The organism is Streptomyces sp. L2 (assembly GCF_004124325.1).
Lineage (GTDB): Bacteria > Actinomycetota > Actinomycetes > Streptomycetales > Streptomycetaceae > Streptomyces.
This window is the reverse complement of record NZ_QBDT01000001.1, coordinates 921854-941527: the sequence shown is the minus strand read 5'-3', so window position 1 is coordinate 941527 and position 19674 is coordinate 921854. Positions and strand designations below refer to the sequence as shown.

Sequence of the window (19674 nt, the reverse complement as noted above, 5' to 3'; positions counted from 1 at the left end):
CATGGCCATCTACCTCACCCAGGAGAGCAAGGTCCTCGTCCAGGGCATGACCGGCGGCGAGGGCATGAAGCACACGCGGCGCATGCTCGCGGCCGGCACGAACGTCGTCGGCGGCGTCAACCCGCGCAAGGCCGGTCAGCGCGTCGACTTCGACGACCGGGCGGTCCCCGTCTTCGGGTCGGTCGCCGACGGTATACGGTCGACCGGGGCCGATGTCACCGTCGTCTTCGTCCCGCCCGCCTTCGCCAAGGCGGCGGTCATGGAGGCGGCCGACGCCCGCATCCCGCTCGCGGTTGTCATCACCGAGGGCATCCCCGTCCACGACACGGTCGCCTTCACCACCCACGCCGCACGCCGCGGCACGCGCGTCATCGGCCCCAACTGCCCGGGCCTGATCACGCCCGGCCAGTCCAACGCCGGCATCATCCCCGCCGACATCACCAAACCGGGCCGGATCGGCCTGGTCTCCAAGTCGGGCACGCTCACCTACCAGCTCATGCACGAACTGCGCGACACCGGCTTCTCGACCTGCGTCGGCATCGGCGGCGACCCGGTCGTCGGCACCAGCCACATCGACTGCCTCGCCGCCTTCCAGGACGACCCCGACACCGAACTCGTCGTCCTCATCGGGGAGATCGGCGGCGATGCCGAGGAACGGGCCGCCGCCTACATCCGCGAACACGTCACCAAGCCCGTCGTCGGCTACGTCGCCGGCGTCACCGCACCCGAGGGCCGGACCATGGGCCACGCCGGCGCCATCGTCTCCGGCTCGTCGGGCACGGCCGCGGCCAAGCAGGAGGCACTGGAGGCGGCGGGCGTACGAGTGGGCCGCACCCCTACACAGACGGCGCGGCTGGCCCTGGAAACGCTCGAGGACGGCTGAGGCCTGGCACGGCACGCGGGCCCACACGCCCTGGGCCCCGCGCCCGGGCTCGCGCACCCTGGGGCCCGCGCACGCTGGGCCCCGCACCCTGGGCCCCGTGCCCGGGTTCCGGCACTCGGGTCGCGGCCCAGGGTCGCCACACCCAGGTCCCGGGACCCGGGCCCCCACGCTCTGGGCCCCGCGCCCAGGTCCCGGCATCTCGGCCGCCATCCCCCCGGCGCCTCAGCCCCCCGGCACTCCAGCCCCCACCCGCGCCCCGTCCCTCGAACAGCCGGCCCCCAGCCGCCCGCCCCCGCCCGACCGTTCACCCAGAGCGGAGCTGACGACCCATGGCATCCACCCTCACCTCGCAACAGCCCACCCCCGGTCCCGCCTCCACCTCAACCCTCACCCTCAAGCCCGGGACCGCCTATGCCGACGCCTGGCAGCGCTGTGTCGCCGTAGCACCCGAGGCCTTCCGGGACGACCGCGTCCTCAACCTCTGGGACGCCGCCTGGCGGCCGGACGGCCGGGTGCTGCCCGCCACCACTCCGGTCGACGGCACGCCCGTCGCCGGTGCCCCCCGCCTCGACGGGCCGACCGCCGTGCGGGCCGTGCGCGCCGCGCTTGACCAGCACCGCGCCTGGCGGCACGTGCCCCTGCCCGAGCGGCGGGCCCGGATCGCCGCGACTTTGGACGCGTTGTCCGAACAGCGTGACCTGCTCGCCCTGCTGCTCGTCTGGGAGATCGGCAAGCCCTGGCGGCTCGCCCTCGCCGACGTCGACCGGGCGATCGACGGCGTGCGCTGGTACGTCGACGGCATCGAGCCGATGCTCGCCGGCCGGGCCCCGCTGGACGGCCCGGTCTCCAACATCGCCAGCTGGAACTATCCGATGAGCGTCCTCGTCCACGCGGTGCTGGTGCAGGCCCTCGCGGGGAACGCGGTCGTCGCGAAGACCCCGACCGACGGCGGCGTCGCCTGCCTCACCCTCGCCTTCGCGCTGGCCGCCCGCGAGGGCGTGCCCGTCACCCTGGTCGGCGGCAGCGGGGGCGAGCTGTCCGAGGCGCTGGTGCGGGCGCCGGAGATCGGCTGCGTGTCCTTCGTCGGCGGCCGGGACACCGGCGCCGCCGTCGCCGACGCCGTCGCCGGCCTGGGCACCCGGCACGTCCTGGAACAGGAGGGACTCAACACCTGGGGCGTGTGGGACTTCTCCGACTGGGCCGCGCTGACCGCGCTGATCCCCAAGCTGTTCGACTACGGCAAGCAGCGCTGCACCGCCTACCCCCGTTTCGTCGTCCAGCGCTCCCTCTTCGACGGATTCCTGTCCGCCTACCTCCCCGCGGTCCGCACCGTCCGCGTCGGCCACCCCCTCGCCGTCGCCGGCCCCGGCGACCCGCTGCCCGAGCTGGACTTCGGGCCGCTGATCAGCGTGGCCAAGGCCAAGGAACTCGCCGACCAGGTCGCCGAGGCGGTCGACCGGGGTGCCGTACCCCTGCACCGGGGCCGGCCCGATCCGGCGCGCTTCCTGCCCGGCCAGGACACGTCGGCGTACCTGCACCCGGTCACCCTGCTCAATCCGCCGCCCAGCTCCCCGCTGCACCACGCGGAACCGTTCGGCCCCGTCGACACGATCGTCCTGGTCGACACCGAGGCCGAACTGCTGGCCGCGATGAACGCCTCCAACGGCGCCCTCGTCGCCACCCTCGCGACCGACGACCGCAGGACCTACGACCGGCTGGCCACGCACATCCGCGCCTTCAAGGTGGGCCACGGCACCCCCCGCTCCCGCGGCGACCGCGACGAGTGGTTCGGCGGCTGGGGCGCCTCCTGGCACGGTGCCTTCGTCGGCGGCGAACTCCTCGTCCGTGCGGTGACCCGGGGCCCGGCGGACGAACGGCTGCCCGGCAACTTCCCGGAGTACCGGCTCACCCCCTGAGGGACACGAACGGTACGTCCGCCGTCACGGAACGTACGGCCCGGTGGCGGGGTGCTTCACGAGAGCCCCGCCCACCGGGCCACCGGGCCCGCCGGGCGCACGGCCACGGCGGATACGCAGGTGAAACGCACTCCCAAAGCTTGGTATTGTTGTCCATGTCGCCGCGGGGAGCACCCCGTCGGTCGGCACACACCCCGTCCGGGTGGCGGAATGGCAGACGCGCTAGCTTGAGGTGCTAGTGCCCTTTATCGGGCGTGGGGGTTCAAGTCCCCCCTCGGACACAAGTGGGACGTTCACGAGATCGTCCCGAAGCGTTCACGAATTACCGGTGAGTCATGTGACTCACCGGTATTTCGTCGTTTCTGGGGCCTTGAGCCTCATGATCGGCTCGATGAGGGGGTGCGGCGGAGGTGCGTCATTCGCGTGGCCAAGGCTCGACCTGCCCGGTCGGAAGCGGTCGCGCCAGGGACGGGGCAGAGGGTTCAACGGGTTGGGTTACGGCGCTCTGTGTGCTGGCCTTGCGGGGCTGGATGCCTTGGTCGCGGGGGAGGAACCGTCGGATCGCTCTGAGGTTCGCCATGAAGATGATGACGGCATTGAGCAGGGTCTGTGCGATGCGTCCGTGCGGCTCGCTGAGATTGCGGCGAATCTGACCTATGTCTGGGGAGCAGCAAGCCGCACGGATACTTCAGGGACTGTTACCCGGGTGCAGCCTGCCACTTCGGTGATGTCACCGACCGCCGAACTCAGCTTCACGGCGGTGTCCTCCCATTTCTTCTCTCGAGGGAAGCTCTCAGCGAGAACGTCCTTGCGCAGAGCGCTGACCTAGCAGGTGCCCAGCAGTCCGGTACGGATCACCGGATCACGCAGCAGAGCGAGGGTGTCGGACTCGTCGGTGAAGATGTCCTCGGCGCCCGGGACGACTGCTTGGTGGAACATGGCATGAACAACGTCGGCGGTGGGCTGCTCCCAGACGGTTGCCGCGCAGGCTGCCACCTCCTCCAGGTCGTCCTTTTCGAAGGCAGTACGCCACTTGTTCAGCAGAAGCGGGGTGATCCGGTAAGCATTGAGCCGTCCTCGGACGAGGATTCTCCGGTTGAGACCGAAGACCTTGATCGTGGCGGTGCCCCTGTCGGTGAGATCGATGTATTCGCCGGCAGCGAGCGAGAGGTGTAGATGCGGAGCGGGATCCTCACTGCTCGGGTCGATGAGCAGGGGCGTGCCGTCGTTGGCGAGGGGGAAGAGGCCACGTTTGAGGTGGCTGTTGCACAGGGAGCACGCCAGCAGGTGGTTGTTCCAGTCGAAGGTCCGTAACGGATTGACACGGACGGGCTCGAAGTGGTCGATGTCCGTGCCCTGGTTGTCCCCGCAGTACATGCACCGCTCCAGCCCGGGTGCCATCTCCGCGAGGGCGCTTCTCAGCACGGGGTGTATGTGCCTGCGGACGGACGTGTGCTTCCATAACTGCCCCGCTCGCGTCTTGGGTGCAGCGGCCTGCCCGATGTCACCGGTGTAGCCGGCCATGGAAGTCAGCGTCGACTGCGGGAGTGGCACCCTCGTCACTCGGATCATGAATCGCGCCGTGGACGGCGGGAGTGGAGCCCGGCTGCGATTTCATCGACGCGAGCTGCCGGTGAACTGGCCAACTTGCGCTTCAGGTGGCGGTATTGGTCCTTTTCCTCTTCGCTGGCGCGGCCTCGCACGACGTCCAGTTCCAGGGCGAGGAGTTCTTCCCGCTTCTCTTCGGCCTGGTCGGAGTAGGGGGTGTCGAGCCCGAACAGGTCCGAGAGTACGGCGTCGTCGCCGCTGCCGAAGATGATGCGGTCGTAGAGGTGCTGGGGCACGACCTCCACAGGGCCCTCCTCGTCGGGGCCCGGCAGCCGGATCAGTCCGCCCGGGTCCGCTGCCTGGCAGACGTAGGGGCTGTGCGTGGTGACGATGAACTGGATGTTCGGGAAGTGCGCCTTCAGCCAGCCGCCGATGCGCTTCTGCCAGGACACGTGCAGATGGGCGTCGATCTCGTCGATGATGACGACCCCGGAACTCGGAACGTTCGGCGTGCCGTCCGTCGTGTCCAGGACGAGTTCGCCGTAGGCGTCATGGATCTGCTTGAGGATGTCCACGACCAGGGCAGCCACCGTGCGGTAGCCGTCGCTCATCTCCCGCAGCGGGAACCGATGGTTGCGGTTGACGACCCACAGGCCCTCGGAGTCGACGTTGTCGATCCGGTAGTCGTCGGGCAGCAGGTCGTCACCCAGGATGGCGAGAGCGGCCGCCTTGAGGTCCCGGGCGCCGTCGCGGTCCTCGAATGCGCGCAGGTGCTGCTCGATGAGCCAGCTCACGCCTTCCGCCAGCGACGCGTCCTCGTGGAAGAGGCTAGTCAGCCGGGCGACCGCGCCTGAGCTGGACATCAGCCGCTGGATGTCGCTCGATCCCCCGGCGAGCCTGCGGAAGGGACCGTACCCCGCGCAGAACCATCCCACCGGATTGTCTGCCCATGGGCCGCGCTGGGCGACGGGGCGTTCCTTCTGGTAGCCGATGGCGTTCAGCGCCGGCTGCCCGGCCCTGCTGGAACCCGGCTTGCCGGAGAGAGACGTCTGCTCCGCCGCGGTCCAGCGCAGCCCGGCCCAGATCGGGCGGACCGGACGCCGCCCGGTGGTGAACTGGTCCTGCTCCGGGTCATGGACCAGGCACACCTCGGCTTTCGCCACCGTCTCGTCTCGCGAGACCCAGGTGTCGAACCCGGGGACGAGACTGCGGGCCACGGCAGGTCCGCTGATCGTCAGGGCGACCGCGCGCAGCAGGGTCGTCTTCCCCGAGCCGTTGCGGCCCGCCAGGACCGTCCAGCCGGCGTAGGAGCCGTCGGGCCTGGTCAGGTCCAGGTCGACGTCGCGTGCACCGTGGAACGACCTGATGTTCCGTAGGCGAAGGTTCTTCAGGTACATGTCTCGTCCGCCCGGATCCCGTTCTGAGGTGAGAGCCGGACGACGGCCGGCTCCGTGGTGACTCTAACGCGGCGGCGTTGTGTCGCGTCACCGCAGGTCAGTGGCTTCCCTCCAGGAACGGGCTGCGTGGTCCGGCCCAGGTGATGGAGAGCTGTTCGCGGGCCCTGGTGGCCGCGACGAACAGCAGTGAGCGCTCGCGCTGCAGGTCGCGGTCGTGCTGGGTACGGTCCTCGGAGGCCGGGGTGACGGCGCCGGGCTGCGGCACGTGATCCGCGCCCGCTCCGATGATGGCGACCGCGCGGTACTCCAGGCCCTTGATCCGGTGCATCGTCATCACGTGCACCCCGGAACCGATCGCCGGAGTCTGCCGCGGCTTCACCCTGACAGCCTTGATCCCCGCGTTGTGCAACGCCTCCACCGCCCCGTCCGCGAGCTTGTTGGTGCGGGCGGTGACGACGATCTCGTCCTCCTTCAGCCCCTCGCCCAGCCATTCCCCGACCCGTCCGGCCAGGCCCGCGAGTTCGGCGGCCGTGCTCGGGTACTCGGTCAACTCGGGCTTCGCCCCGCCGAGAACGGAGCGGTAGCCACCCAGGTCCTCGGTCGCGTCGTCGAGGTCGTCGAAGCTCGCGTCGCCCAGCAGGCTCAGCGACGTTCCGAGGATCTGACGGGTCGTGCGGTAGTTCAGGGTCAGTCGCCTGGAGCGTCTGCCCCGCACGTTGATGCCGTGGGTGCTCAGCGCGGTCCGGTTGTCGTAGATCCGCTGGTGGGCGTCGCCGACGATGAAGAGGTCGTCCTCGCCGACCGGGACGAGCGCCCGCAGCAGCTTCCAGTGCGCGGCGTGCAGGTCCTGGGCCTCGTCCACGACGATGTGCCGGTACGGGCGGGTCTCGTCGCTCCAGCCCGAGGCGATCCGGGCGGCCTGCGCCGCGAGTTGGGTGACGCCGACCTCACCGGCCGCGTCCAGCCGGTGCTCGAACGCCTCGATCAGCCCCCACACCTGCGCCCGTTCCGGGCGGTTGAGGCGCCGGCCGCGACCGGCCCGGCTGGCGACGAGGTACTCGTCGCGGCTGCGCACGTCCTGGGCGAGCACGACCTGCTTCCACTCGGCCTCCAGGAAACGCGCGTCCCAGCGGTGCGGCTGCTGTTCCTCGGCCAGGTCCTCCCAGCGCCTGCGGATCTCGTCGTCGCCGAGCGACTTGGGGGTCTTCGCGCCGAAGACCTCCTTGGCGATGCCGTAGGCGACCTTGTCGATGTTGCGGACGTCCACCTTCGCGGTGAGCTGGGTGCCGCCGAGGTCCTCAAGGAGCGAGCGCAGCAGTTCGGCGAGCGTGGTGGTGTAGGTGGTGAGCAGGATCGCCTGGCCGGGCGGCAGCCGTTCGGCCAGGGCCTTGACCCGGTGCAGGGCGACGACGGTCTTGCCCGTGCCGGGGCCGCCGGTGACCCGTACCGAGCCTTTGTTGGGAGTCTTGCGCTCGGCCAGGGCGCGCTGGGCCGGGTGCAGGAAGATCCGCCAGGCCGACAGCGGCTCGGACATGATCCGGCCGAACTCGGCGACGTCGCCGGTGACGACGAAGGACTCCTTGGTCGCGGGGCGCTCGTTGGCGGCCTCGTAGTCGTCCGGGTCGATGGTGTCAGTGGTCGCGGCGACCGAACTGACGTGCTCCCAGACGTCCTCGACGGTCATACCGTCGGCGAGGCAGAGGATCACGTCCCTGGCGAGCTTGGGCAGATGCTCCACGAAGCCGAGTATCGCGTCGATGCTGCGGATCTCCCGCAACGCCGGTACGACCGAGGGGTGCACGCCGAGCCGGTCGAAGTCGGCGTCGGAGACGTGGGCGAAGACGGACGGTTGCTCGGTGGCGGGTGCCTGGGCGGGCTGCCCGCTCAGGGTGCCGTGGAGGCTCGCGAGGTTGATCAGCTCGACGCCGCCGGTGACCTTGTTGATGTCGAAGATGATGTGGGACGCGAGGGTGTAGGCGTCGTCGTGCGGCAGCACCGCGACCAGGTAGTAGATCCGGTCGGCATAGTGCATCAGGACCGCGCGGAAGTTGTCGTTGATCCTGGCGGTGCGCACCCGCTTGTCCTCGGCGCCTTTCGGCGGCTTGAGGTTGAGGCCGTTGGCGTCCGGGTCGCGCTGCATCTTCATGATGAACTGCAGGACCTGTGCCTGGACCGACCCGTCGAGCTTGTCGTAGTACTTGCCGAAGACGTCCGCCATGACGACCTGGGCCTTGGACATCACACATTCTCCAAACGCTCGGCCAACTCGGCCACATCAACTGTTTCGGCGTGTACGACGTGCCAGCCGGCCTCCGCGAACGCGGTGTCACGGTGCTCGTCCACGTCGAGGAACACCGCCACCCTGGCGTCCGGCCAGGCGAGTTCCGCCTGCTGTGCGACCCGGTCGTCAAGCTCGAAGCCGACCTCCGGGGCGCCGAAGTGACGGGTGCGGGCTTCCCGGCACAGGGCGAACAGCAGCTCCTCGGCCTGCGAGGAGGCCCACTCGACCGCCTCCGCCCAGGGTTCCGGCAGTTCGTCGGGCAGGCCCGTGGTGGTGGGCAGCGCACCCGTGAGGAGGGCGACCGTGTGCGGGTCGAGCTGCCCGGCCGTGGACATCGCGACCTGGTGGAAGGAACGCGGCAGTGCCGAACCCCGGTCGCCCGTCAGCAGCTGCAATAGATTGGACCACCGCAGCCAGTCGGCCCACCGTGCCCGGTGTCCCGGCTCGGCGACCGCCTCGTCGCGGTCGTCCAGCACGGTGAAGGCCGACCATGCGGACATCCCGGGCTGCCCGGTCGCGGGCTCGGCCCGCCGGTCGAGCAGCCCGATGACGCGCAGCCCGCCCAGGGTGCGGACGTCCATCGCGATGGCGTCGGCGGCGGCCGGGTTGCCGGCGACCGGCAGGGGGCCGCCCGTGAGCACGTCCGGCAGCCGCTCGCCCACCGCACGCCGGTCGACCTGCTGCCGCGCCGCTCCGCCCCCGGCGAAACCGCTGATCAGCGCCGCCGCCCTGCGGGACCACTTCTCTGCGTCAGGATCGGCGAGCACCGCGAGCAGCGTCTCGATCGGGTTGCGCAGTGCCGGGTCCAGGGTGTCGTCGGGGCGTGCGCCGCCCGTCAGCATCTGGTGGATCTGCCGGGCGGTCCGCAGCGCGCCCTCACCGAGGAGCGGTTCGGCAAGGGTGCGCACCTCGCGGTCGTCCGCGGTCCCCTCCACCGCCGCCTTCCAGGCCATCACGTCCGCGTGCGTGAACTGCCACACCTGCATGCCCTCGGCCCGCAGTGCCTCGCGCTTGGCGGCGTCGTCGGCGATCCGGTTGATGCCGGTGCTGGCGTGGAAGGCGTAGCCGTCGAGGAAGACCGCGATGCGCGTCGACGGCCCGTCGATCCGGGTCAGCAGATAGTCGGGTTCGCTGGGCGCGGACGTCAGCTGCCGCACATGGTCCTGGAAGAGCCAGCGGGTGCCGCTACCGTCCGGGCGGGTGAAGCGCAGCTCGTACTCCATGCCACGTTCCCCGGCGCGGGGCGTCACCGAGCCGGACTCCGGGCGGCGGCTGCCCCAGTCGACGAGGGTGCGGACGAACTGCTTCTCCAGTTCGCTCTCGGCGAGTTGGTCGATGCGCACCCCGGACAGGGTGTCGACCTGCTCCGTGTCCCAGCCCGTGAGGATCTCGTCCAGGAGCTCCCTGGCGACCCGCAGCGACGCGAAGGGGTGTTCGTTGCTGCTGACGTGCGGCAGCAGGCAGCGGTGGCAGGGGGTGCGCAGGTTCTCCTTGCCGCAGGGGCAGTCCCGCAGGGTGGTCTGGGCGAGGGTGAGCACCCGGTGCAGCACGGTCGCGTCGGCGAGGTGCTCCAGGTAGCCGGTGCCGCCCGGCATGGAGTCGTGCAGCACCAGGAAGCGGCGGCGCAGTTCCCGGGTGCCGCCCGGCATGGTCGCGGGTACGACGCGCAGGTGGTCGGGAGCGCCGCCAAAGTGCTTGGTGATGCCCAGCAGCAGCGCGGCCTTGAACGACACGAGCCGGGTCTGCAGTTCCATCGTGGAGACGGGCAGCAGGATCCGCAGTGCCTGCGTGGTCAGCTCGTGCGCGAGGACGAGTCGCTGCATCGACGCCGTCTCGGCGTCGATCCCGTCGTCCTTGTGGCCGCACCAGTACGCGTGCCGGGTACCGATCCGCTGGGCGGTCCGGTCCCATGCCTGGGGGTGCACGCCGCGTACGGCCCCGCACTCCAGGCACGTATCGAAGCCGGGCACCTGGACGTCGTCGCCGGCGATCTGATGCTCAGGGCCCGCGGCGGCGGCCGGGCCGAGGTTGAGGGTGCGGATGGTCGCCACGCGGGCGAACTCCACACCGAACGGCAGCTCCCCGACCCGCTTCCAGGCGCGCAGTCCCTGGGGCTGTTCCGGGTCGATGTCCACCAGCGTGATGTCGTTGAACCGGCGCCGCTCCCGCTCGTCGCGCTCGTCGGTGAGCCGTGCGTCCTCGCGCCGCTCGCGGGCGGTGACCCGTTCGGGCACGAGCACGGTGTGGAGCGCGCCGGGATCGGCGATCTGAGGCGTCAGGCAGCGCGGGCAGGCGGTCAGGTCCAGCCCGGACTCGGCGGTGGCGACGTAGCCGCACTCGGGGCACAGCCGCCACTTGGCGTAGGCGGTGTCGCCCTCACCGGCGCCCAGGTCCAAGCCGTTGACGATGTACTTGTAGCCGTCGGTGTGGAAGGTGTTGCCGGGCGCCAGTTCCAGCAGGCCCATGCGTGAGCCCCGCCCGTACTCGGTCAGCTGATCCTGGAACTCGCCGTCGGCGTCCTTCCACCACAGCGTCGCGTCGAGCAGCGTGGCGTCGTCGTGGAGGGTGTAGTTGGGCAGCAGGCCCAGACGGACCATGGCGTTGACCGAGTTCTCGCCGACCAGGGCGTCCCTGCGCCGGTTGACCGACCTGCGCTCGGCGTAGAGCTGGCGGCGCTGTTCGTCGCGTTCGCGGTCCCCGGAGGCGGTGGACAGGGCGTCGAAGGCCCGGCCGATCTGCCGGGACCGGGAGCGCAGTGCCTCCAGGCGCTTGCGCCATGCGGTGGCGGCCTGGCCGACGGTCTGCTCCAGCTCCAGCTGAGCGAACTGCCGCAGGCCCTGCTCGGCCTCGGGCGACATGCCGGGGAAGAGCTGGACGAAGGAGGACGCGAGTTCGGCGTGGCGGGCGTGGGCGACGTCCAGGAAGCGGCGGAACCAGCCGTCCTCGGCGAGCCCTCGGGTGAAGAGGACGCCGATGCGGTGCGGCATGGGCTCCTCAGGCATCATCGTCCCCTGCCACAGGCTGCGGTCGGCGGCCCGGTCCAGCAGGTACGCCAGGTACTGGCGGCGCAGGATCTCGGAGGCGTCGAGGTAGCAGTCCGGCGGGATGATCCGGCCCGCGAGCATCTGCTCGGGTGCGTGCAGGTAGTACTGGTTGCGGGCACCGCGCGGTACGAAGGTGACAGTGAGCGAGTTGCCGGTGCTGCGGCCGGCACGGCCGATGCGCTGCGCGTAGTTGGCGGGCGCGGGCGGTAGGGAGGCGAGCAGCACGGCGGACAGGTCGCCGATGTCGATGCCGAGTTCGAGGGTGGGCGTGCAGGTCAGCACGTTCGGGTCGAAGGGCGAGGGGCGGTTCTTGAAGGCCTGCTCGACCTCCTCACGGCGGGCACGGCTGAGCGCGCCCGTGTGCTCGGCGGTGAGGACGTCACCGGGCCGGTCGACCGTGTAGAGACGGCGGTAGTAGTCGTCGCTGTAGTCACGGTCATCGGTGGTGAACGTGCCGCCGCACTGGAAGCGCAGGCAGGGCGTGCCGAGCCAGTCCTCGCGCCGGCCGGGCGGGACGGTCTGCCGCCAGGTGCAGCTGTCGCAGCGGACGCCGTGGTCGTTGACGCCGGTTCCGTCGGCCCCTGCCCCATCCGCCCCGCTGCCGTCGTCGGGAGACGACGGGCCGGTGGCGAGGCTGTGCACCATGATGGTGCGCGGCCTGAGAGCGAAGACGGTCGAGCCGCCCTCGGCCGGGTAGGTCGCCAGTACCTCACGCTGCGCGAGCAGCTTCATGGCCTGTTCGGCGAGGGCACGGGCCTCGCGTCGCTCGCAGCCGAGGGTGCGGTGCCCCCAGTCGGCGAACCAGGTGTTGTCACGGGCCAGCGAGTCGAACTCGGACGTGCCGAGGCGCCCGAGGACCGGGAAGGTCGGTGCGGCCAGGCCGCGCGGGAAGGCGGGCATGCCCGTAGGCCGCCCGCCCCAGATCGGCCAGCGCCGGGCGCCGGCCTGGGCGATGTACTCCTTCAGCCAGGGGTGGAACAGCGCCCCACGCAGGCGCATGCGCTCCAGCAGGCCGCGCAGGTAGACGACGTAGTCGGCGTCGTCGGGGGGAAGGGTGATCTGCCCCGGGAGGCGCTGGTGGGCTTCCCGCAGCAGAGCCGCGACGGCGGCGGCGTCGGGGAGGTGCACCTCGGCGGCGGCGGTCCGGGTCAGTTCGAGGGTACGGCCCAGGCGTGAGCGCAGCCCGAACTCCAGCAGGGTCTGGAAGACCATGCGGTCCTGCAGCATGTACGCGCCCGCGTCGCTGAACCCGTCGCCGCTGAGGAGCGTCCGAATCTCCGGGTTGTCGCGCAGGTCGGGCGGCACGATCGAGGCGAGCTTGCTCATCTCGCCCTTCTCCGCCGCCGTCACCACGGCTTCGGCGGCATCTGTGGCCAGATCGTGCACGGCGACGGGGGCGCCCGGCTTGAGCTGCTCGGCGAGCAGTCCGCGGAAGGTGAAGCCGAAGCTGCGGTTGGCGATGAACGCGGCCCGGTGCGTGGCGTCCTGGACGGAGTCCGTGAAGACCAGCAGTTTGCGCTCGTTGTCGGTCAGGCCGCGGTCGGAGAACAGCTGGGTGGTGGTGACGGAGGCGAGGGTGGCGGTGCCCGCACCGAGGAAGCGCATACCGTCGGTCAGGTCGCAGGAAGGACACTTGTCGCCCGCGTTGGCGGGGAGGGGCCCGGCGACGGTGATGACGGGCACGGTGTCGTTGCTCGGCACCGTGCGCAGTTCGGCTTCCTCGGCGTGGAGGAAGACAGGGGTGTGCTCGCCGGTCCTGGCGCGGATCATCCAGCGGATGGCGCGGTTGCCCTGGGCGGAGGCCCGGTAGATCTCCAGCGGCTTGGTCTTGAGCTGTTGCCACTCCAGATCCGTGGAGAGCGCCGCCCAGCCGGAGCGTCCGCAGTGGCGGCAGTACACGGCGGGGAGGTGGGCGCGGTAGGCCGGGCCGACGGGGCGGACGAACGGGACGGGGCTGTCCGGGGTGAGGGCGGAGGCGCCGTCACCGGGGGCATACGGGTCCGTGTCGGCGTCGGCTGTGCTGTCCACCTCGGCGGAGGGGTAGACGGCGAGGTTGGCCGGGTTGGGCCGGGTGTCGCCGGTGGGGCCGTCGTCGTCGAACCAGCGGAAGTGGGGCGTCGGCGTCGCGGCGCGGATCACGCGGCGCACCTCACGGACCCAGAGCTGGGCCTCGACGCGGAGGAAGGGGATGATGCGGTCGGCGATCGGGTCGTAGGCGCGGGCGGTCGAGACCAGCGCGAGGAGCCGCGCGAGGCCGGTCGCGACCAGGTCGATGTCAGTCCGGGCCGCCTCGTCCCAGGCCGCGCCGCCGCCGCGCTTCGCGAACTCGCGGGCGATCTCGGGGACGGTGACGGGAGTGTCGCCCGCGACGTCGAGAAGGGCGCGGATGAGGTTGTGCTGGCGGAGCTTCTCGCCGAGTTGGATCGGATCCGCGAAGTCCCTGCCGACGACGAGTTCGGCGAGTCGGTGGAGGGCGGACGGTTCGTCGAGGGGGTCGGGGACGGCGGCGAGGGCGGCCGGGGAGGGCACCGGGAGGAGGAAGTCGGGCTCGGCGACGAAATCGCCCGGCGACTGGCGGTCCTCGCCGATGAGGGCGGCGTCCGGGAAGGGGGTGCCGAAGACTTTCTCGGCGAATTCGAGGAGGAGTTCGCGGTCGGATTTCTGGGGGCCGTCGGGGGTGGGGGCCGCTTCGGCGGAGGGGGCGCCGCTGGTGGCTGGGGTGCGGCCGACGGCGCCGGTTCCATTGGTTGCGCCCGCTCCGCCGGTTCCGCCGCCGAGGGTGGCGGAGGTGGCGACGGGGGTGATCGTGCCGAGGGGGCGGCCCGGCTCAGCCTTGCCGGTGGCCGCGCCCAGGCGGCGCAGCAGCATCGCCACATCGGTGCCCTGGGCGCCGTCGTAGGTGTGGAACTCGTCCAGGACGACGTACGTCAGCCCGCCGTCCTGCCAGAGCGGGACGTCCGGGATGCGCTGGAGGAGGAGGTCCAGCATCTTGTAGTTGGTGAGCAGCAGGTCCGGCGGGTTGGCGCGGATGGCCTCACGGTCGGTGATCAGGCGGCTGTCGGGGGACAGTTGGGCGGGGGTGATGGTGCTCGCGCCGGACTCGCGGGCGTAGGAGCCGGGGGCGTTCTCGTCCTCGTCGTCCGGGGGGCGGTTGCCGGATGCGCCGCCGATGTAGATGCCGGCGGTGACGGAGGAGAGGGCGGCGTTCTTGGCGAGAAAGTCGTCGATACGGCGAGCCTGGTCGTCGGCCAGCGCGTTCATCGGGTAGAGGAGCAGCGCCTTGACACCCTTCACCCCGGCGGCGCGGGCACGGGCGCAGTGGTCGAGGATCGGGACGAGGAACGACTCGGTCTTTCCGGAGCCGGTGCCGGTGGTGACGATCGTCGGCTCGGGGGCGTGGCCGGACTTGCTGGACAGCCGCTGCCAGGCGGTCGCCTGGTGGGTGTAGGGGCGGAGGCTGGGCGACCAGTCCAGGGCCTTCTCCCAGCCGGGGGGCGCGTACCGGAAGGGCGTCCGTACGCGGAGGTATGGGCCCCGGAAGAGCCGACTCTCCGGCCGCTCAAGGAAAGCCTCGAGCTCCTCGCGGACGTCATCATCGGCGAGCGCGAAGCTCGTCGTCAGGTACGCGGCGAGGGCACGGCGCAGATCCTCGGCGGCCAGGGAGGGAAGCATGGCTGGGTGCTACCTGCTTTCCGGGGCGGGGGTGGGCGTGGTGAGGGGGTGCTCGGCGAGGTAGGCGGCGTAGTCGCCGTATTCGCCGGCGTGGAGGCGGGCAGTGAAGTCGGCGTGGGCGCGAGTCATTTCGGCCTCGCGGTTCGGCTTGACCCAGCCCTCGGGGATGGTGGGGGTGGGGTCGCCTGCGCGGGCGGCTTTGGCCCAGGCCTTGACGAAGGCGGTCTCTTCGGGGGTCTGGCGGATGCCGACGTTGTGGGTCGCCGCGCCGATCTTGTGACCGTCGGGGGCGAAGAACATCTCCCACTCGTACTTGCGGAGTACGGCGAACTGGGAGCGGTACATGGCGCAGAGCTGCTCGGCGGTGAGGCCGAGCATGACGGCGACGAGGGCGTCGATCTCGACTAGGGCCATGCGGCGGTCGTACTCGGTACGGAGGGGGGTTGCCATGGACCAGGTGGGTTCGACAGCCTGGATCGGGGGGCGGGGGGTACTGGGGTCTGACCAGCGGTCGGTGAGCCAGGTTCGCTCGAAGAGCTCGTCCCAGAGGGGTCCGTAATCGCGAGTCAGACAGTTGAGGCGGAGAGCACGGAGGAGGAGCGGTGTAGTCAGGGGATGCATGAAAGGTGCCGGAAAATGCGCAGCGAGCTCCATGCTGACTTTTGAAGTCCCTGAAGCCTTGACGAGAAAATCGAGCGGAAGAGAAGACCAGAGACCAGCCGTAATTGCAGTTTTCCGCATCTCGGCGAAAGCGAGCGTATGAACAGCGTGTACATGCGTCGGGCCAGGCATGACAATGGCAGCGTGTAGACCTCGTACGTGTTCAGGCGAAGTCATATTTCGCCAAATAACTCGAAAATACCCCGTCGATCGCTTCTCGCCCCAGATGCGCTGCGCGGAAGAAAACTCTTCCAGTGGGCGAGACCGCGCATAATTGGTGCGAGGGATTACGGTCTCGTAGAGTTCCTCAAGAGAAAACGGCGAGTAGTCATTTCTTGACTTGCACCCCGGGTTTGGCTGCTTACTGAAGGGGGTAGCAATGCTGAAATGAGGCCCCTGGAGTACTACATTGCTTAGTGATGATGGAATCTCAGTTCGCCATGTAATGTAACCGTCCTTCTTGGCCTTCTTTTCGTCGAACGCAAGCGTCATCCAGTGCTTACTTCCATCGAGTCGTTCGGGGTTGCGAGCCAAAACGCGCAAGGCGTCGCTGTCAACACTGGTTAGGGGTCGCGCCATCCTGGCCTCCGTGACCGGAGTTCCCTCTTCATCAAGCAGGGATGCCCATTCGGATAGCGTTTCTCTATTTACCATAACGACTCGACTCAAGTGAGGGCGGGTGTCCCAGCCGCCACTTTCGTGTTGAAGCCCTGGAATTTCCCCATTGCCATCGTGGTGCAGCGACTTTTCAACGGTCTCCGGGATAAACATTCCACTAATATTGACGAAATTCGGATCTTGTGGAGATCCGTAAATGTGAATCCCGTATTCGAACGCATGATGAACTTCGTCAAACAGTCGGGCTTCATTCCGAAATTGAAAATGCTTGCGCAGTCTTCGATATGTTGCGGCACGAAATGGGCCGCCCTTGGGGTCGGTGAAGTGCCCCTCTGGGTGCAGCAGGCCGATGGCTCCCGTGGGCCCCAGGTTCCTCCACGTCTGCTCCATGAAGTTCAAGTACAAGTTGTTCTTCATTCCGGCAGTAGCTGGATGAAGCATAGACGCCCCAAGGTGGCCATTGATTCCAGCCCATGAGTTCAGATCGGAAAGATAGTGTAGCGTTGCCGATTCTGCGCTGAGAACTGAATTGCGCCGATTCGAACGAATTTGTTCAGGGGCTTCCTTGATTAGACCGAACCACGGATCATATTCAGCAAGAGCCAACTCGTCATCCCACGCGGGCTTATGCCATGGCGGGTTTCCTACTTGCAGGTCAAATCCCCCCTTCTCGAAGATGTGCGCGAACTCCAGCTCCCAGTGGAAGAACCCCTCTCGTCGTGAGATCGCATCCGCCTCGCCCAACCACGGGAACCGCACCGTCACGGACGGCAGGTCAACGCATTGGCTCATCACCCGGTCGAACTCGTCGTCCATCGCAAGCTTCTCGAACTCGGCGGTGTCGGCGAACAGCCCGAACTCGTCATCCAGCCCCGCCCCGCCGCCACCGACACGGCTGGACTGCCTCGCCTTCGCCTTGGCCGTCGGAACTCCCAGCACTGCCTCGCAGAACGACAGCCACTCCTCCATGCTGGGCGGCGCAGGTGTCTCAGGCTGCCCCACGGGCCAGAACCACAGAGCGCACCAGGCATCCATCACCAGCTTCATCCGGCCGCGTGGCGAGCCCGGCTCGTTCAGTGCGCTCTCGATCTGCTCGCGGGTTAGGTCTCCGGACGCCTTCTCCAGCGGCCGCTCGGGGTCGACTTCCCACACGTCGATCTGGCGTCGGACCTCCCGCTCGCTCACGATCAGGCGGCGCCGGGTCAGCTCCCACAGGCGCTCGACTCGCGTTGCCAGTGCCAGCAGCCGCTTACCTTGCGCCACCGACGGCGTCGCCGTGACAGCGGTTCGCCACTTCGCCAGCGCGTCGCGTTCCTCCTTCGCCAGTTCCTTGGCCTGCTTGGCATCCGCGACAGCGCCCCAGCCCTTTGCCGGGAGCAGGAAGTGGTGGATCTCCTCGCCAGCCTGGAACTGGCCTTCCTCGGCTCCCGCCCGCAGTGTCCGGTCCGTCGGTACCGTCGTCAGCCATGCCTTTCGCTTCAGCGCCTCCGCCGCGTACACAGCCCGCCGCGCCCCGATCAACGAGTTGCCGCGACGTAGGTGCAGTCCGAACCAGGGGGCTTTCAGGCCCTCATGCATCGAGTTGAGCCACAGCGAGACCTCGGCCAGCTCAACAGCGGTCTGGTTGAGGTCGACGCCGTAGCAGTTGTGCAGGGCCAGGTACGCCTTGACCTTCTGAAGCTCCGCCTCGTACCGGTCCGGAGGCAGTTGTTCACCACCCAGCTCCGCCATCCTGCGCTTCAGGTACTCCGCAGCCAGCTGATTGATGGCCTCATTGAGGAACGCGCCCGAGCCCAGGGCGGGCTCACACACCGTCAGGTTCAGGATCGCCCGCGCAGGCGTTGTCTCACCGTCCTGGTCCAGCAGCTCGGCCAGCGCGTGCTTGACCGTGCTCCGGGTCAACACTTCCGGCGTGTAGTACGAGGCCGACCGCTGCCGTTCCCGCCCTGACAGGCGGTAGACGAAGCTGCCCTTCTTGTGCAGGACACGCTTCTTTACGCCTGTCAGCTCGTCCGTCCGCTTGACGAAGACGTCCTCGTCGTAGTTGTCGGCGTCCTTCAAGGACACGACCCAGGTGCCGCTCAGCCCGTCCGAATCCGGCTTGGCAACCTCGTATAGGTCATCCCAAGCGAAGAAACCGGTGTAGGACATCAGGCCCTCGTACACCGCACCGAGCTGGTTGATGCCCAGCTGCGCGTACGAGATGAAGCCCTTGCCGGTGCCGCCGCCGGCCTTGCCGCGCCCGCTACGGCGCCCCTGCGTGAGCATCAGCAGGTTGAGCACCCGCCAGAGCACCTTGTTGCGCAGACGCGTGTCGATCCGCTCGCCCTCGACCGACACCGAGCCGATCAGCGGGGTCGCATCGGCCTTGAACAGGTCGCTGCGCAGGGCCTCGAAGCGCAGGCCGTCCGCGTCGAGGACGGTCACGCCGCCCTCGGTCGGCGCCGCGTCCGTGCCCAGGGGGCGGTGTCCCTGGTCGACCAGCCGGAAGAGCAGATTCAGCGAATCGGCGAAGTGCGTGCCGTCCTGGGCCTCCTCCGGGAGGTCGTAGGAGACCAGTTCGCCGAGCCGTGCCAGGCCATAGCCGTCCTGGTAGGCGTCATCCTTGCTGGGCAGGATGCCGAGTTCGGGCCGGGCCTCCGCGTAGAGCAGGAACAGGATCCGGTACAGATACCGCAGTGACTCCCGAGTGAGCCGGCTCGCCAGGTCTGCCGGGTCCCCCAGCTCCGCCGGATCGGCACCCCCGTCCTTCAGCCGGTCCAGGATCTCCTGGGCGATGAGCTCCACGGACTGCCGAAGCCCTTCCCGCAGCTCCTTCGACACACCCACCGCGTGCTTGCGGCCCTTGTCGACCAGACCGTCCAGGTACCCGGCGACGCCGCCCTCCGTCAGCAGCGACTCCGCGCCGAACAGCGCGGCCACCGCCTCCAGTTCCTCGCCGTCCGCGCTGAGGTTGCGGTCCAGGGCCTCGTCCACGCTCACCGCGAGGAACCGGCCCTCGTGCCAGGCCGTGCGGTCGGCGAGCAGTACCGCGCCGCCCGCGAGGAGCAGGACGTAGCGCGGGGCGTAGCCGTCCTCGCAGCCGAAGAGGAAGGTGACGGCGTCGGCCGCACTGGTAATGAGCTGCTTGCCGTCGAGCTGGATCGGGTCGAGGAGTTGTGCGCCGCCGTCCTCGACGTCCGCGACGACGAGTTCGCCGTCGACCTCCCAGGTGACGTCCAGGGCCACGAGTTCCAGGCCGCCAGGGCCCGTGACGGCGAGCGCCACCGGCACCGATCGTTCCTTGTCGCTCTGCATCACGCCGAAGTCGCCCCGGCGCAGTCGGGTGTGGGTGGAACCCGCGGGCTCCGGAGCGGCGGCCTCCGCGTCCTTGCCCTCGCCCTCGGGCTCGACATACGCCAGCGCCGCCAACAGGCGGTCGTTGAGCTCCCGTACCTCGGGACCGTCGAAGGCCTTGTTCTCGGTGATGCGGACCTTGGCCTTGAAGTACTCGCGACGCAGGCCCTTCACACCCGACCGGGACGACGGAGCGCCCGCCCGGTCGGCGGAGGTCCAGCGCTTGCGCAGCTCGGTGAGGTCCTTGGCGAACAGCTCGGCGAGGTAGTGGGCGGAGATGTACTCACCGCGGTTGGTGATCGCTTCGAATGCCACGGTG

General features: G+C 69.3%; 7 protein-coding genes and 1 tRNA gene. 3 read left to right on the top strand and 5 right to left on the bottom strand.

Features of this window, described 5'->3' with window-relative positions; all coding sequences use genetic code 11:
- Position 1: 1 nt before the first annotated feature.
- From sucD to DBP14_RS04080, 3 genes are all read left to right on the top strand, one after another.
- Positions 2–883, top strand: a complete 882-nt coding sequence (sucD, locus tag DBP14_RS04090; RefSeq protein ID WP_129305677.1) for a succinate--CoA ligase subunit alpha — start codon at positions 2–4, stop codon at positions 881–883.
- A gap of 329 nt (positions 884–1212) precedes the next feature.
- Positions 1213–2799: an aldehyde dehydrogenase family protein gene (locus tag DBP14_RS04085; RefSeq protein WP_129305676.1), complete on the top strand. Its 1587-nt coding sequence runs from the start codon at positions 1213–1215 to the stop codon at positions 2797–2799.
- A gap of 196 nt (positions 2800–2995) precedes the next feature.
- Positions 2996–3080, top strand: a tRNA-Leu gene (locus DBP14_RS04080).
- A gap of 544 nt (positions 3081–3624) precedes the next feature.
- On the opposite strand, the gene DBP14_RS04075 is transcribed toward DBP14_RS04080, so the two are convergent.
- From DBP14_RS04075 to DBP14_RS04055, 5 genes are all read right to left on the bottom strand, one after another.
- Positions 3625–4323: an HNH endonuclease gene (locus tag DBP14_RS04075; protein ID WP_241740795.1), complete on the bottom strand. Its 699-nt coding sequence runs from the start codon at positions 4321–4323 to the stop codon at positions 3625–3627.
- A gap of 44 nt (positions 4324–4367) precedes the next feature.
- A complete protein-coding gene (locus tag DBP14_RS04070; protein ID WP_129305675.1) occupies positions 4368–5744 on the bottom strand; it encodes an AAA family ATPase in 1377 nt (458 codons plus the stop codon).
- Positions 5745–5841: 97 nt separating this feature from the next.
- The gene (locus DBP14_RS04065; protein WP_129305674.1) at positions 5842–7983 is read right to left on the bottom strand and encodes a UvrD-helicase domain-containing protein; all 2142 of its coding nucleotides are present in this window, start codon (positions 7981–7983) and stop codon (positions 5842–5844) included.
- A complete protein-coding gene (locus tag DBP14_RS04060; RefSeq protein WP_129305673.1) occupies positions 7983–14741 on the bottom strand; it encodes a DEAD/DEAH box helicase in 6759 nt (2252 codons plus the stop codon). The genes DBP14_RS04065 and DBP14_RS04060 overlap by 1 nt, the downstream gene beginning before the upstream one ends.
- Before the next feature lie 9 nt (positions 14742–14750).
- Entirely contained in the window at positions 14751–19670 is a 4920-nt protein-coding gene (locus DBP14_RS04055; RefSeq protein ID WP_129305672.1) for a type II restriction endonuclease subunit M, read from the bottom strand.
- Between the last annotated feature and the right edge of the window lie 4 nt (positions 19671–19674).